15 protein-coding genes and 1 pseudogene are annotated in these 15,224 nt (G+C 64.4%); 5 read left to right on the forward strand and 11 right to left on the reverse strand.

Annotation, left to right across the window (positions count from 1 at the left end; all coding sequences use genetic code 11):
• Positions 1-11: 11 nt before the first annotated feature.
• The 4 genes from D4754_RS05510 to D4754_RS05525 all read right to left on the reverse strand — a co-directional run bounded on the left by D4754_RS05510 (position 12) and on the right by D4754_RS05525 (position 2,440).
• Positions 12-341, reverse strand: coding sequence for a sarcosine oxidase subunit delta (locus D4754_RS05510; protein WP_121061914.1), 330 nt, complete (start codon positions 339-341; stop codon positions 12-14).
• A 64-nt stretch (positions 342-405) separates the two neighbouring features.
• Entirely contained in the window at positions 406-741 is a 336-nt protein-coding gene (locus D4754_RS05515; protein ID WP_121061915.1) for a TfoX/Sxy family protein, read from the reverse strand.
• 90 nt (positions 742-831) lie between these two features.
• The gene (locus D4754_RS05520; protein ID WP_121061916.1) at positions 832-1,026 is read right to left on the reverse strand and encodes a hypothetical protein; all 195 of its coding nucleotides are present in this window, start codon (positions 1,024-1,026) and stop codon (positions 832-834) included.
• Positions 1,027-1,195: 169 nt separating this feature from the next.
• Positions 1,196-2,440 carry a sarcosine oxidase subunit beta family protein gene (locus tag D4754_RS05525; protein ID WP_121061917.1) on the reverse strand — a complete coding sequence of 415 codons (1,245 nt, stop codon included), beginning with the start codon at positions 2,438-2,440 and terminating at the stop codon, positions 1,196-1,198.
• Between the two features lie 207 nt (positions 2,441-2,647).
• On the opposite strand from D4754_RS05525, the pseudogene ccmI reads away from it, so the two are divergent.
• The 3 genes and pseudogenes from ccmI to D4754_RS05540 form a co-directional block, all read left to right on the forward strand.
• Positions 2,648-3,868: pseudogene (ccmI, locus tag D4754_RS05530) on the forward strand (c-type cytochrome biogenesis protein CcmI); the annotation flags it as partial.
• 293 nt (positions 3,869-4,161) lie between these two features.
• Complete coding sequence (gene ruvX / locus D4754_RS05535) at positions 4,162-4,632, forward strand: Holliday junction resolvase RuvX (protein ID WP_121061919.1); 471 nt, start codon at positions 4,162-4,164, stop codon at positions 4,630-4,632.
• Complete coding sequence (locus D4754_RS05540) at positions 4,629-4,868, forward strand: DUF1289 domain-containing protein (protein WP_121061920.1); 240 nt, start codon at positions 4,629-4,631, stop codon at positions 4,866-4,868. Before ruvX ends, D4754_RS05540 begins: the two co-directional genes overlap by 4 nt.
• Here D4754_RS05540 and D4754_RS05545 read toward each other — a convergent pair.
• Positions 4,857-5,609, reverse strand: coding sequence for a cytochrome c biogenesis CcdA family protein (locus tag D4754_RS05545; protein ID WP_121061921.1), 753 nt, complete (start codon positions 5,607-5,609; stop codon positions 4,857-4,859). The genes D4754_RS05540 and D4754_RS05545 overlap by 12 nt on opposite strands.
• A 131-nt stretch (positions 5,610-5,740) precedes the next feature.
• Between D4754_RS05545 and tusA the strand changes: the two genes are divergently transcribed.
• Positions 5,741-5,974: a sulfurtransferase TusA gene (tusA, locus tag D4754_RS05550; protein WP_121061922.1), complete on the forward strand. Its 234-nt coding sequence runs from the start codon at positions 5,741-5,743 to the stop codon at positions 5,972-5,974.
• Between the two features lie 34 nt (positions 5,975-6,008).
• Here the strand turns inward: tusA and D4754_RS05555 are convergent, their stop codons facing one another.
• The 6 genes from D4754_RS05555 to purC form a co-directional block, all read right to left on the reverse strand.
• Entirely contained in the window at positions 6,009-8,954 is a 2,946-nt protein-coding gene (locus D4754_RS05555) for an Rne/Rng family ribonuclease (RefSeq protein ID WP_121061923.1), read from the reverse strand.
• Between the two features lie 636 nt (positions 8,955-9,590).
• On the reverse strand, positions 9,591-10,925 hold the full coding sequence (locus D4754_RS05560; RefSeq protein WP_121061924.1) for a sigma-54-dependent transcriptional regulator: 1,335 nt from the start codon (positions 10,923-10,925) through the stop codon (positions 9,591-9,593).
• Between the two features lie 150 nt (positions 10,926-11,075).
• Positions 11,076-12,884 (reverse strand): sensor histidine kinase, encoded by a 1,809-nt coding sequence (locus D4754_RS05565; protein WP_121061925.1) that lies wholly within the window; start codon positions 12,882-12,884, stop codon positions 11,076-11,078.
• Between the two features lie 36 nt (positions 12,885-12,920).
• Positions 12,921-13,589, reverse strand: a complete 669-nt coding sequence (gene purQ / locus D4754_RS05570; RefSeq protein WP_121061926.1) for a phosphoribosylformylglycinamidine synthase subunit PurQ — start codon at positions 13,587-13,589, stop codon at positions 12,921-12,923.
• Positions 13,589-13,819 (reverse strand): phosphoribosylformylglycinamidine synthase subunit PurS, encoded by a 231-nt coding sequence (gene purS / locus D4754_RS05575; protein ID WP_121061927.1) that lies wholly within the window; start codon positions 13,817-13,819, stop codon positions 13,589-13,591. Before purS ends, purQ begins: the two co-directional genes overlap by 1 nt.
• Before the next feature lie 53 nt (positions 13,820-13,872).
• A complete protein-coding gene (gene purC / locus D4754_RS05580) occupies positions 13,873-14,634 on the reverse strand; it encodes a phosphoribosylaminoimidazolesuccinocarboxamide synthase (RefSeq protein WP_121061928.1) in 762 nt (253 codons plus the stop codon).
• Positions 14,635-14,792: 158 nt separating this feature from the next.
• Between purC and D4754_RS05585 the strand changes: the two genes are divergently transcribed.
• A complete protein-coding gene (locus tag D4754_RS05585) occupies positions 14,793-15,107 on the forward strand; it encodes a DUF1476 domain-containing protein (RefSeq protein WP_121061929.1) in 315 nt (104 codons plus the stop codon).
• Positions 15,108-15,224: the final 117 nt, after the last annotated feature.

Raw genomic sequence — 15,224 nt, forward strand, 5'->3', positions numbered from 1 at the left:
AACGAGGGGCGTCATGCGTAATCCCTCCACGTCCAGCCGGGCCGCGCCTTGGTAATGCGGTCGCGGATGTCCTTCGGGGGTTCGGTGGTCTGGGCCTTGTAGGTGCCGAAGACCTGCAGGGTGGTGGTGCAGCGGGCGGCGTGGAACCACTTGCCGCAGCCATAGGCGTGGCGCCAGCGTTCGAAATGCACGCCCTTCGGGTTCTCGCGCATGAACAGGTAATCGTGGAACGCATCGTCCGAGGCGCCCGGCCCTTCGCGGGTCAGGTGCGCCTCGCCGCCCGGGGACAGTTCGGTTTCATCGGCCATGACACCGCAATAGGGGCACTGGAGGATCAGCATGACGGGACCTTTGCGTGGAATGTGGCGCCTGCGCGGCCACGGGATGCGGATGTGCGGACGGGCATCAGGCACGCTCCTTCGCAGGCAGGCTGTTGGCATGCGCGAGCGCGAGATCGGTCAGCGCGCAGCGGGTGGCATCATCGGTAAAGGCGCCGTCATCCAGCTGGACCATGCCGCCCATCTTGCGCCCGGTGAGCGCGAAGGGTTCGGCCCCGGCCACCAGTGCCTGCGCCTCGCGCGGTTTGCCGACGCGGTACATGGCGTGGTCCTTCATCACGCCGCAGACCATGTTGCCATGCAGCATGAAGCAGAGCCCGCCGAACATCTTCTTTTCCGACAGGCCGGGCGCGATCCCCAGATCGGCGCGCATGATGTCGGCGTTTTCGGTGGAATAGGCCATCAGGCGCCCCCGCCAAGAGCCACCGCGCACGACGACGGGGACAGGCGCGCGACACGCCTGTCCCCGTCAGTGCCGGTCAGAGCTGAAAGGTCAGCTGCCGGAATTGACCTCGCCATGGACTTCGATGCCGCCGGGCATCCGGGTCCAGAGGTCAGGTCGTTCGGCGAACGGGACGCCGCCCGTATACGCGAGATAGCCCGCGGCCATCGCGACAACGAGAAGTGCGCCGAGAACGAAGGCCATGAATCGGTCGCCGCCCGAGCCGTGGTCGGTCTGGTCTGACATCTTTGCCTCCTGCGTTCGGTTACGGTTGCAGGAAGAACACGACACAGAGGGGAAGAGTTCCGAAACAAATGCCCGCTGACGCATGTGTTACCGATTTGCCGCATATTGGGCCCCGCCGTCGGGACCTGACCATATGCAGGGGCCGGGCATTGGAAAGAGACCCGGGTCATCAATGCGCAACCCCCGCGGCGACGCTTTCGTCGATGAAGCGGCCTTCGCGGAAGCGGTCCAGCGAGAATTCGGCGCAGAGCGCGCTTTCACCCGTGGCCATCAGTTCCGCAAAGCCCCAGCCGGATCCCGGGATGGCCTTGAAGCCGCCCGTGCCCCAGCCGCAGTTCATGAACATGTTCTCGACCGGCGTCTTCGACAGGATGGGGGACCGGTCGCCCGTCATGTCCACGATTCCGCCCCATTGCCGCAGCATCTTCAGGCGCGAGATCATCGGGAAGGTTTCGACCAGCGCGCGGACCGTTTCCTCGATATGATGGAAGCTGCCGCGCTGGGTGTAGTTGTTGTAGCCGTCGGCGCCGCCGCCGATCACCATCTCGCCCTTGTCGGATTGCGACATGTAGCCGTGGACGGTGTTGGCCATCACGACGACATCCATGCAGGGCTTGATCGGTTCCGACACCAGCGCCTGCAGCGCCACGCTTTCGATCGGCAGACGGAAGGCCGCCATGTCGGCCAGCGCACCGGAATGGCCCGCGACGACAACGCCCAGCTTGGCGCAGTCGATCTCGCCCAGGGTGGTCGAGACGCCCTGTACCTTGCCGGCCTCGGTGCGGACGCCCGTCACCTCGCAGTTCTGGATGATGTCCATCCCCATGTCCGAGCACGCCCGCGCATAGCCCCAGGCCACCGCATCGTGGCGGGCCGTGCCGCCGCGTTCCTGCCAGAGCGCGCCCAGAACGGGGTAACGCGGGCCTTTCAGTTCGATGATCGGGCACAGCTCCTTCACGCGCTCGGGGGTTATGAATTCCGTTTTCACCCCTTGCAGCGCGTTCGCGTGGGCGGTGCGCTGGTAGCCGCGGATCTCGTGCTGGGTCTGGGCCAGCATCATCACGCCGCGGGGTGAGAACATGACGTTGTAGTTCAGGTCCTGGCTGAGATGCTCGTACAGGCTGCGCGACTTCTCGTAGATCGCCGCCGACGGATCCTGCAGGTAGTTGGACCGGATGATCGTGGTGTTGCGGCCCGTGTTGCCGCCGCCCAGCCAGTTCTTTTCCAGCACCGCCACGTTGGTGATGCCGAAGTTCTTGCCCAGGTAGTAGGCCGTGGCCAGCCCGTGGCCGCCGGCGCCCACGATGATCACGTCGTAGCGGCGCTTGGGCTCGGCCCGGGCCCAGGCCTTGTCCCAGCCCGTGTGGGCGCGGAAGGCTTCGCGGGCGATGGCGAAGGCGGAATAGCGTTTCATCTGGGCTTGCTCCGGCACGAACGTGAACGTAGGCCCGAACCGGGCCCTGGCGAGTCTTATCCTTCCCTGCAGATTGGCCGATGAAAAAGCACGCCACAATATCGGCCGCTTGCGACATCCTGCGCTTTCGTTATTTGCGCTTTCGCGACAGGCACGCCATCTGTAGACGGCGGGCACACATGCAGCCCGGCAACAGACGGAGAGGCAATGACATTCTGGATCGCCAGCATCGGCCTGTCGCTTGCGGTTGCGGCCCTTCTGACCCTGGCCGTTCTGCGCCCGCGCGGACGGGATGCACAGGCCACCGCCTATGATCTGGAGGTCTACCGCGCCCAGTTGAAGGAGGTCGACCGCGATCTGGCCCGCGGCGTCATCGCCGAGGCCGAGGCCGACAGGGTGCGCACGGAAATATCGCGCCGGATCCTTGCCGCCGACAGCGCCGCGCAAACCCAAGGCGCCGAACGGCAGGGCCCGGCCTGGGCCACGTGGGGCGCCGTTGCCGTGCTGGCCGTCGCCGTCGTGGGGGGGAGCCTGTGGCTCTACCGCGATCTGGGCGCGCCGGGCTATGGCGACCTGTCCCTGAAACGCCGGGTGGCCCTGGCCCAGGAGGCCCGCGAAGGCCGGCCCGACCAAGCGGCGGCCGAGGCATCGATGCCGCCCGCCCCGCCGCTCGTCGACGTGACCGACGATTACCGCCAGTTGATAGAACGCCTGCGCGCGACGACGGCCGAACGCGCCGCCGACGCGCAGGGCCAGGCGCTGCTGGCGCAGCACGAGGCCAATCTGGGCAACTACAAGGCCGCCTACGAGGCGCAACAGAAGCTGGTCGAACTGAAGGGTGACGAGGCGACGGCCGCCGACCACGCCACGCTGGCCGGGCTGATGATCCGCGCCGCGGGCGGCTATGTCTCGCCCGAGGCCGAAGCCGCGCTCCGCCGGACGTTGACCGTCGATCCGCAGAACGGGGCGGCGCGGTATTATTGGGGCCTGATGCAGCTTCAGACCGGGCGGCCGGATCTGGCCTTCCGGTTCTGGCAGGAACTTCTGCAGCAAAGCGGGCCTGACGCACCATGGTCAGCCCCGATCCGCGCGCAGATCGAAGAGGTCGCGCAGCGGGCGGGCGTCAATTACACCCTGCCCGCCCCCGTCATGCGCGACCCTAGCGATGAAAATATCGCGGCGGCGTCGGAGCTTTCGGGCGAAGACCGCACGGCAATGGTCCGTGGCATGGTCGAAAACCTGTCGCAGCGTTTGGCAACGGAAGGCGGCCCGCCGGAGCAATGGGCACAGCTGATCCGCTCGCTGGGCGTTCTGGGCGATACCGAACGGGCCACCGCGATTCTGGACGAGGCATTGACCGTCTTCGCCGGGAGCCCGCAGGCCATCGACCTGATCCGCGCCGCGGCACTGGATGCCGGTCTTGAGGAACCACCCGTTCGCGGCCCGAGCGCCGGGGATATCGACGCTGCGTCCGACCTTTCGGTCGAGGCGCGCTCTGCCATGATCCAGGGCATGGTCAACAACCTGTCCGACCGGCTGTCAACCGAAGGCGGCCCGCCCGAGCAATGGGCGCAGCTGATCCGTTCGCTTGGCGTGATGGGCGATACCGAACGCGCAGCGGCCATCCGGGACGAGGCGCTGGCGATCTTTGCCAACGATCAACCCGCGATCGACCAGATCCGCAGCGCGGCGCAGGCGGCCGGATTGCCGGAGCCAACCGAATGATCTGCGATCCGTTCGATGAATTCGCCCGCGCCCTGCCCTTTGGCCGCGCGCTGATGGGGCTGGATCTGGGCGACAAGACCATCGGCGTTGCGGTGACCGATCTGATGCTCTCTGTCGCGACTCCTCTGGAAACCGTGCGGCGGAAGAAATTCACGCTGGATGCCGAGGCTCTGCTGAAGATCATCGCCGACCGCAATATCGGCGGGATCGTCCTTGGTCTGCCCCGGAACATGGACGGCTCCGAAGGGCCGCGCTGCCAGTCCACCCGCGCCTTCGCGCGCAACCTGATGCAGAAGACTGATCTGCCCATCGGGTTCTGGGACGAACGCCTGTCCACCGTCGCCGCAGAACGCGCGCTGCTGGAGGCCGATACCTCGCGCCGGCGGCGGTCGGAAGTGATCGACCACGTGGCCGCCAGCTATATCCTGCAGGGCGCGCTGGACCGGCTGCGGGTGCTGAACGCATGACGCGGCGCGATGGCAAAGACGTCTGGTCGCGGGAGGAGATCGCCTCCCCCTGCGTGCGGATCTGCGTGCTGCATCCGGACGAGAAGATCTGCATCGGGTGTTACCGCACGGCGCAGGAAATCGGGCAGTGGTCGCTTCTGTCCCCCGAGGACCGCGCCGCGTTGATGGAGGAACTGCCGTCCCGCGAAAGCCGGCTCAGGAAACGGCGCGGCGGGCGGCGGCGGTCACCCCAGTAGGGCGAGACCGGGGAAGGTTTCCAGCAGCCACCAGCTGAACCGGGTGAAAAGCCCCGTCACCAGCGCCAGACCCACCAGAAGCAGCAGCCCGCCCATGATCCGTTCGATCAGCTTCATGTGACGCTTCATGTGATTCATGATCTTCATCGACCGCCCGATGAACATCGCCGCCAGCAGGAACGGTATGCCCAGCCCCGCGGCATAGATCCCCAGAAGCACCGTCCCCCGCGCGACCGAGGATTCGGACGCCGCAAGCGACAGTATCGCGCCCAGTTGCGGGCCGATGCAGGGTGTCCAGCCGAAGGCGAAGGCCAGTCCCAGCACATAGGCGCCCAGGGCGGAGCCCCCCTTGTCCCCCGTGTCCAGCCGCGCTTCGCGGTCCAGCAGCGGTATGCGGAAGACGCCCAGGAAATGCAGGCCGAAGATAATCACCACCACGCCCGAGATCTTGGCGAAAAGCTCCTGATTTTTAAGGAAGAACGTGCCCAGGGCCGAAGCGGTGAAGCCAAGGAACAGGAACACGGTCGACAGCCCCAGCACGAAGCAGAACGCGGCAAAGGTCGCGCGGCGGCGGGCGGCCTTTTCGCTGTTCATGTCGTTCAGGGAGACGCCGCTCATGTACGCCAGATATGGCGGGACGATGGGCAGCACGCAGGGGCTGAGAAAACTGATCACGCCGGCGACCAGCGCCACCAGCATCGCGGGCAGAAGCGCCGCATCGAATATGTCGATCCCGAACATGAACGATCACATAGGCCAAGCGCGGGCCGGCGTCACGCGGCGCGCGGTCACAACGGCGTGGCAAGGTCGAAACATCGCAGGCACGGTCAAACCGCTTCGCATTCTGCCGCGAAACGCGCTACGCATTCGACATGACAAAGATCGATCATCACCTGGATGCCACCGGGCTTCTGTGCCCCCTGCCCGTCCTGAAGGCGCGAAAGCGGCTGAAGGATCTGGACGAAGGCCAGGTGCTGGAAATGCTGGCCGACGATCCGGCGGCCATCATCGACGTGCCGCATTTCTGCACCGAGGCCGGGCATACCCTGCTGGCGCAGCAGTTCGAAGGCCCCCACCAGATCTACCTGATCCGCAAGGGACGATAGGCGGGCATCCTTCCGGCGCCCGCCCCGTTTCTTCTTAACCCAGCGACCACCAGCCGCGACGCTTGGGTTTCTTGTCGTCTTCCGGCTCGGCCTCAGTCACGGCAACATCCGCGTGTTCCGGAGCGGATTCTTCCGCGGCGGTATCGTGCGGTGCGGCACCGTTGGTCACCGGGCTTTCGGCCGGGGCTTCGGGGGCCTTCTCCGGTTCCGGGGCAGGCTCTGCCGAGACCTCGGGTTCTGCCGGCGCGTCTTCTGCCTGAACGGGTTCAGGCGTCTCCGCTGCAGGTGCCTCGGCCGTTTCCGGTTCCGGGGCCGCTTCTTCCGGGGCGTCCGGGACAGGATCGGCCGCCGGGGCTTGCGTCACCTCGGGCGCCGGAGCGGCCTCGGCGGATGCGGCGTCCGCCGTCTCGGCAGGAGCCTCGGCCGCGACAGGTTCCGGTGCGGGCGCGTCCTCGGCCGGCTTGTCCTTGTCGGACTTGCGACGGCTGGAGCCGCGGCCGCCGGGCTTGTTGTCATCCGGCGTGTCATCGCCCGACGGATCGTTGTTCGACGTTCCGTCGTTCGCATCGTCGCCGTTCGACCCGCCGGACCCGTTGTCGCCGGACCCGTTGTCGCCGGACCCGTTGTCGCCCGAGCCATTCTCGTCCGACCCGTTGTCGTCGCGCTTGTCGCCCGAGCCTTTTCCGCGGCGGCGGCTGCGGCTGCGGCGGCGCTTCTTCTTCTTCGGCTGGTCGTCCGAATCGCCGTTCTCACCGCTGTCGGACTTGTCGGAAGTGTCCGACTTGGCCTGGGTATCCTCGTCCGGCGTTTCCTCTTCGTCCGTGTCCACGTCGTCCATGTCGAACTGCGTGGTGTCGATGGACACCACGTTCGATTGCGGCACCGGAACGGCGCGGGTGGCCTGCTTGAACTTCTCCATCTCGAAATCCGGAGAGATCAGGTGCGGATGGCCTTCCACGCGCACGGCCATGCCATAGCGCAGTTCGATCTGCTCGATATGCTCGCGCTTGGAGTTCATCAGGAAGTTGGCGATGCCCACCGGGCACTTGACCAGAACCTCGCGTGAACGGCCGCGGACGCCCTCTTCCTCGATCTGGCGCAGGATCGACAGTGCCATGTTGTCGTCCGACCGGATCAGGCCCGTGCCATGGCACGACGGACAGGGCTGTGTCGTCGCTTCCAGCATGCCGGGACGCAGACGCTGACGCGACATCTCCATCAGGCCAAAGCCCGAGATGCGGCCAACCTGGATCCGCGCGCGGTCCGATTTCAGGCGGTCCTTCATGCGCTTCTCGACGGCGGCGTTGTTCTTGCGCTCGTCCATGTCGATGAAGTCGATCACGATCAGACCGGCCAGATCCCGCAGACGCAGCTGGCGCGCGACTTCTTCCGCCGCTTCCAGGTTCGTCTTAAGCGCCGTTTCCTCGATCGAGCCTTCCTTGGTGGCCTTGCCCGAGTTCACGTCGATGGCCACCAGCGCTTCGGTCACGCCGATGACGATGTACCCGCCGGATTTCAGCTGCACCGTGGGATTGAACATCGCCGCAAGGTAGCTTTCCACCTGGTAGCGCGCAAACAGCGGCAGCGGATCGTTGTACTGCTTCACGTTCTTCGCGTGGGACGGCATGATCATCTTCATGAAGTCCTTGGCGTTGCGGTAGCCGCGTTCGCCTTCCACGAAGACTTCATCGATCTCGCGGTTATAAAGATCGCGGATCGAACGTTTGATCAGGTCGCCTTCTTCATAGATCTTGGCGGGCGCAATGCTTTTCAGCGTCAGCTCGCGGATCTGTTCCCACAGGCGCTGGAGGTATTCGTAATCGCGCTTGATCTCGGCCTTGGTGCGCTTGGCGCCCGCGGTCCGCACGATCAGGCCCGCGCCTTTCGGCACGTCGATCTCGGTGGCGATTTCCTTCAGTTTCTTGCGGTCGGTCGCGCTGGTGATCTTGCGGGAAATCCCGCCGCCCCGTGCCGTGTTGGGCATCAGCACGCAGTATCGGCCGGCCAGCGACAGGTATGTCGTCAGCGCTGCACCCTTGTTGCCGCGTTCTTCTTTGACGACCTGCACCAGCAGGATCTGGCGAACCTTGATGACTTCCTGGATCTTGTAGCGCCGCGGCCGCGGTTTGCGGGGCGGACGGATTTCATCCTGGTCGTCGTCGTCGGACACGGATTCGATGCTGTCGTCCTTCGACGCCGCATCGTTGCGCGACCCGCGCGAGCGGGAGACTGAGCGACGGGACTTACGGCCATCGTTGCCGTCATCGTCGCTGTCGTCGTCGTCACCATCGGTGTCGTCATACGAATCGTCGCCGGACTCGTCGTCCGAAGGGGCCTTGTCGGCCTTTTTCGGCTTCGTGTCTTCGGCCTGTGCGTCGGCTGTGTCCGTTGCGGTATCGCCCGCCTGAGCATCGGTCTGCGCCTCTGCCTCGGTGCCGGTATTCTCGGCGTCGAGGTCGATCGTCTCCATCCCGCTGATTTCGGGCGAGACGACTGTAGTGTCTTCGGCCTTGGGATCCACATCCTTGGTTTCGACGGCGTCATCCGACTTGACCGTTTCTGCCTGCGTCTTCGACGAGGACCGCGAGCGCGAACGCGACCGGGAAGACGAAGACGACGAGGAGGACGAAGACGACGAACGCTTCGAATTTTTTTCGCCCTCGTCGTCTTCACGCGAATTCTGCGCCTCGGCAAAGGCGCGTTCTTCTTCCATCAGCGCTTCGCGGTCTGCGACCGGGATCTGATAGTAGTCGGGATGAATCTCCGAAAAGGCGAGGAAGCCATGGCGATTGCCGCCGTAATCCACGAAGGCCGCCTGCAGCGACGGCTCTACCCGTGTGACTTTCGCTAGATAGATATTGCCTGCAAGCTGACGTTTGCTTTCGGCTTCAAAATCGAATTCCTCGACCTTGTTTCCGTCCACCACCACAACGCGGGTTTCTTCCGCGTGGGTGGCGTCGATGAGCATTTTCTTTGCCATTTGTCCTTCGTGCACACGCGCAAGCGCACGTCCGGACCAGGCGGTCCGGAGCACGTGCGGGCATGTCTTGTCTGGGCGATGGGAGACGCGGCGCGGCAGGACGGGGCTGTTGCCCCTTCCGCCCGGATTTCGATCTCTTGCGCGCGCGTCATCGCGGTTCTTCTCCGACAGACCCCGCCCATAGGCGATCGGCCTGCCCGTTATATTCCTTTCCACCGGCCGGTTCACGGCACGGAAAAAGGCGCTCGGGTCGACCCTGTTTCCAGGGTCTGTCACATCTGTTCCAGAGGCTCGGATTGTACCAATCCGAAACCACAGCGCGCCGGCGCCCCTTCGTCGGGGCGTCCACCGGTTCGGGCCGTGGCCGGGAACAGTGAATCTCTCAAAGTCGGTTCGCCTGCACCGAGTGCAGGCTAGACCGTCCGTTTAGCATAAGACCAGCGTGGCGGTAAACACAATGGCCAAGATGTAGACAAGACCATGTACACGTCGGGATATCCGTAACATTCCTGTTCGGTCAGCGTTTTGCACCATCCTTTCGGCGGGTTGTTGCAATACGGATGAATGAAACGGCAGATTGCGTTCATGACGCAGCGCCGCGCGCAGGCCCCGTGCAGGGACCTGCGCCGGACCGTCTTACAGGTAGTCGGACCGCTGGAGCCCGTATTTCGTCATCTTCTCGTTCAACGTACGGCGAGGAAGGCACAATTCGTCCATCACGGCGGCGATGGACCCGCGATGGCGGCGCATGGTGTTGTCGATCAGCATGCGCTCGAACGCTTCCACGTATTCCTTCAGGGGCTTGCCTTCGGTCGTCATCACCGGCTGCATTTCCTCGTGATCCGAGATCAGCAGCGATGCGATCGTTCCCGACCCGCGCCGCGCCTGCAGCACCGCGCGTTCCGAGGTGTTGATCAGCTGCCGCACGTTCCCGGGCCACGGCGCGCGCAGGATCTGCGCGGCGGACTGGGCCGAGATCTGGGGCGCTTCGCAGCCGTATTCCTCGGCGAACTGCTCGGTCAGGCGAGTGAACAGCGTCAGGATATCCTCGCCCCGCGACCGGAGCGGCGGCACCGTGATGCGCAACGCGGCCAGACGGTAGAACAGATCCGGGCGCAGCGCGTCTTCGCAGGTGCGGCCGACCTCCTGCATGTTCGAGATCGCGACGATCCGGGTTTCGCCCGGCGTGCCCTGTTCGTTGATCGCGCTCAGCAGCTTGGCTTGCAGCGGATCGCCCAGGGTTTCGATGTCTTCCAGCACAAGCGTCCCGCCGCGGGCTTCTTCCAGCGCGGGCAGACGTTCGTCATCGGGCTGCATCGGACCAAACAGCCGCTTGGCCAGTGCCTCTTCCTCGAACGCGGAACACGAGATCAGCACGAACTTCTTGCCCGCGCGGCCGCCGACGGCGTGCAGCGCATGGGCGACAAGCGTCTTGCCCGTCCCCGTTTCGCCATCGATCAGTACATGACCGTCGGCCTGTCCAAGGTCGAGGATGTCTTCCCGCAGGCGCTCCATCACCGGGCTGGCGCCCACCAGTTTCTTCATGATCTGCGTGCCGTCCGAAAGCTCGCGCCGCAGCTGGCGGTTGTCCAGCACCAGACGGCGGGCATTCGCGGCCTTGCGGGCCAGGTCCGACATCCGGTTCGGATCAAAGGGCTTTTCCAGGAAATCGTAGGCGCCCACGCGCATCGCTTCCACGGCCATCGGCACGTCGCCATGGCCGGTGATCATGATCACCGGCAGCGCGCTGTCGGATCCCATGAGCTTTTTCAGGAACTGCATCCCGTCCATTCCCGGCATCTTGATGTCCGAGATGACGATGCCCGGATAATTCGGGCCCAGCACCTTCAGCGCATCTTCGGCCGAGGCGAATGTTTCCGTATCGTAACCCGACAGCGCCAACCACTGGCTGATCGACTGCCGCATATCCTGCTCGTCATCCACGATCGCAATTTTCATCGACTGCGCCATCCGGCCGTCTCCTTGCTTTCTTGCGGCGCATGCGCCGATGCTTCGGACCCCCTGAAATCCTTTTTTGCCTTGACGGATCTTCGCCCGGTTCTGGCCAAACTCAAAGTACTACGTAATGGGGGCGCCCCCGGTTCCAACGGTTCCGATTTATTATTCCGCCGCTTCGACATTTCGCTTCAGGATCGGCAGGCGTATTTCGAACACCGCGCCGCCCTTTTCGCCGTTTCTGGCGGTCAGCCGGCCACCCAGGTCGTTTACGATGCCCGACGAAATGGCAAGCCCAAGACCCACCCCATCACCGGGTTGTTTGGTCGTGTAAAATGGCTCGAACAGCTTGTCGAAATCCTCGACCCCGTCACCATTGTCCCGCACCGTCAGGCTGGCCGTTTCGCCGGCAGCGAGGATCACATCCAGTGCCGGGTCGTCCACCGATTTCGTGGCGTCAATCGCGTTGCGCAGCAGGTTGATGATCACCTGTTCGATCTGAACCTGATCGCCCATCACCCAGACAGGCTCCTTGGGCAGGATTTGCGTCAGGCGGATATGCCGGGTGCGCAATTGCGGCTCCATCATCGACAGGGAAGACGACAGCGCCGCCCCGACATTCACTGGCGTCAGCGTGTTGCCACCCTTGCGCGCGTAGGTCTTCAGCTGCCGGGTGATCGCGCCCATGCGCTCGATCAGGCTGTCCAGACGGCCGAAGGCGGCCAGCGCTTCTTCCGTCCGGTTGCGGCGGATCAGAAGCTTGGCGCCGGCCAGATAGGTCTTCATCGCCGCCAGCGGCTGGTTCAGCTCGTGGCTGATCGCCGCCGCCATTTCCCCCAGCGCCGCCAGCTTGGAGCTTTGCGCGAGCGACTGTTCGGTCACGGCAAGAGTTTCCTGCACGCGTTCGCGCTCGGCGATCTCGGCCTGAAGACGGGCGTTCAGATGGCGAAGTTCGGCGGATTCCCGCTGAAACAGGGCCATGCGCAGGGCCGTCTTACGGTTGGCGGCATAGAAAAGCAGCGCCAGAAGGATCGCGAAGCCCATGATTTCGAGCGCGAGGACCCCGTTCACCTTCTCCCGCACCGAGGCGTAATTGGTAAAGGACGTCATCCGCCAGCCGTGGAACGGGATCCGGGTGTGCAGCCGCATCACCGCCTCGCCGAACAGGTACGCATCTGGCGGCAGCGCGCCCCAGTCGGTCGTGGCGCGGATCGCCCGTTCGATGGCCGAAAGCGGTGCCTCGCGTTCCAGTGCTGCGTCTTCCTGCAAGCCCACCCAGCGCGGTTCGGTCGACAGGATGATCGTGCCGGTGCTGTCGGTCACCAGAACCGCGTCGGAAATCCCGGCCCAGGCCCGTTCGAACTTCTGAAGGTCGACCTCGACCACGATCACGCCCAGCAGGTTGGTGCCGTTGTCGATGCGGCGGGAATAGGTGAAGCCATAGCCCCCCGCATCATGGGTAAAGACGGAAAAGACCGTCGTGTTCGACCGCGACGCGTCAAGAAAATAGGGCGCCGCGCGGTGGATCGAGCCCAACCGGCTGCGGTCGGTCGCAGCCACCGTCCGCCCGTCACGGTCCAAGAGCATCAGCGACGCCGCCCCGATCTCCTCGACGAAGGAAATCAGGCGCTGGGTCGACTGGCTGAAATCGCCGGAATTCAGCGCCCCGATCAGTGTCGGGTCCCGGGCCAGAAGCTGCGGCACGATGGCGTTGCGGCGCAGTTCCGACACGAGGTTGCCGCTGTAGAGCGCAAGGCGCAGTTCGGCGCGGTTCTTCGTCGTTTCGGTGAAGCGCGCGGTCAGCAGCTGGTTGGTGATCCACATGGTCCCCATCGCGATCACCAGAAGGACGATGATCGCGGTCCGCAGCCGCCAGCGCCGGGTTTCCGCGCGCGAACGGCGGCGCGGAGCAGGCGATACCGCCGGCAGCGTTTCGGAGCTGTTCTCCGCGTCCCTCTGATCGGTCCTGGCCATGGCGCGATGCTACGCCCGGTCCCTGCCCTTCACAAGTCAGGCAGGGGCGAGCACATCCGCCAGCGCGCGGAACATCGCCGCCCCGTCGGTGCCGCCCTGCACCTCTTCCACGCAGCGTTCGGGATGGGGCATCATGCCCAGCACGCGCCGGTTGTCCGAAAGGATCCCGGCAATATCGTTCAGTGAGCCGTTGGGATTGTCGCCATAGGTAAACGCGATCCGGTCTTCGCCCGCCAGCCGCGCCAGCGTGTCATCGTCGGCGAAGTAGTTGCCGTCGTGATGCGCGATGGGGATCATGACCTCGTCCCCGGCATTGTAGTCGCTGGTGAACGCGCTGTCCGACGTCACCACGGTCAATGGCGCCGTCCGGCACACGAAATGCAGGCCAGCATTGCGCAGAAGCACACCCGGCAGAAGCCCCGTTTCCGTCAGCACCTGGAAACCGTTGCAGACGCCAAGTATATAGCCGCCCTTTTCTGCAAAGCCCGTCACCGCACGGATGATCGGGGATTGGGCCGCAATCGCACCGCAGCGCAGGTAGTCGCCAAAGGAAAACCCGCCCGGGATGCCGATGATGTCCAGCCCCTGCGGCAGCTCGGTTTCCTTGTGCCAGACCATGGTGACATCGGCGCCGCCCTTGCGGAATGCCTCGGCCAGGTCCCGGTCGGCGTTCGAGCCCGGGAACGTGATGACGCCCGCGCGCATCAGGCCATCTCGATCGTGTAGGATTCGATGACCGTGTTGGCGAGCAGCTTCTCGCACATCTCGGTCACTTGCGCCTCGGTCGTGCCGTCTGCCAGATCCAGGTCCAGCACCTTGCCCTGGCGCACGCCTTCGACCCCGTCGAAGCCCATCGCGCCCAGTGCCTGCCGCACCGCTTCGCCTTGCGGGTCCAGAACACCCGTCTTCAGATGCACCGTCACACGTGCCTTCATTGCCTGCGTCTCCTTGAGAGCTGCCACTGAGCCCTGTCTTGTCACCAATGGATTCAGTTGATGAGCGTGGGCTTGCTGACCGTGGCGGAATTCTTGGGCAGGACGCCCAGCCGCCGCGCCACTTCCGAATAGGCATCCGTCAGGCTGCCCAGATCGCGGCGGAACACGTCCTTGTCCAGCTTCTGGCCGGTCTCGATGTCCCACAGACGGCAGCTGTCGGGGCTGATCTCGTCCGCGATGACAAGCCGCTGGAAATCGCCATCATAAACGCGGCCGATCTCGATCTTGAAATCCACCAGCCGGATGCCCACCGCCAGCATCACGCCCGACATGAAATCGTTGACCCGCAGCGCAAGGCTCAGCACATCGTCCATGTCCTGCTGGGTGGCCCATCCGAACGCGGCGATGTGTTCTTCCGTCACAAGCGGATCGCCCAGGGCGTCGTCCTTGAAGCAATATTCGACGATCGGACGGGGCAGCTGCGTGCCCTCCTCGATCCCCAGCCGCTTGGACAGAGACCCGGCGGCATAGTTCCGCACGATGATTTCCAGCGGGATGATCTCGCACGACCGGACAAGCTGTTCGCGCATGTTCAGGCGGCGGATGAAATGGGTCGGCACGCCGACGGAATTCAGCCCGGTCATGAAGAATTCGCTCAGGCGGTTGTTCAGCACGCCCTTGCCTTCGATCACGTCGCGCTTCTCGGCATTGAAGGCTGTGGCGTCGTCCTTGAAATACTGAACGATGGTCCCGGGCTCGGGGCCTTCGTACAATATCTTCGCCTTGCCTTCGTAAATCTTCTTGCGCCGCGCCATGAAGGTGCCTTTCGGGTGGGAGTACCGGAAGCCGTCCGGCCGTTGAGCCCTCATAATCCAAGGTCCGCGATGTCGCAACTGCCGCCGGACCCTTGCGCGAAAGCGGTCGCAAGGGCATATCTGCCGAGATCCCGTCCGCTGCACAAGGATAGAGGCACATGAGCTCTTTCGACGATCGCGCCAACGCATTCGAGTCAAAATACGCCCACGACGAAGAAATGCAGTTCCGCGCCGTGGCGCGGCGCAACAAGATGGTGGGCCTGTGGGCCGCCGGCCTGATGGGCAAGACCGCCGGTGAAGCGGCGGAATACGCCAAATCGGTCGTCATCGCCGATTTCGAAGAAGCTGGCCACGAAGACGTCGTGCGCAAGGTGAAGGCAGATCTGGGCGACAAGGCGACGGAAGACGAAATCCGCGCCACGATGGAAGAACTTCTTCCCGTCGCCAAGGCGGAGATCATGTCCGAAGGCTGATCCCTTTCCGGACACTGGCACGCGGCGGGTGCGCCCGCCGCAATGCACCTCATGTTCATCATGAAAGATTTAGGTCTTGCCCGGGTCACGCGCGCGTGACACCGGTTTTCGACCACA

Source organism: Chachezhania antarctica, assembly GCF_003646465.1.
Taxonomy (GTDB): Bacteria; Pseudomonadota; Alphaproteobacteria; order Rhodobacterales; family Rhodobacteraceae; genus Chachezhania; species Chachezhania antarctica.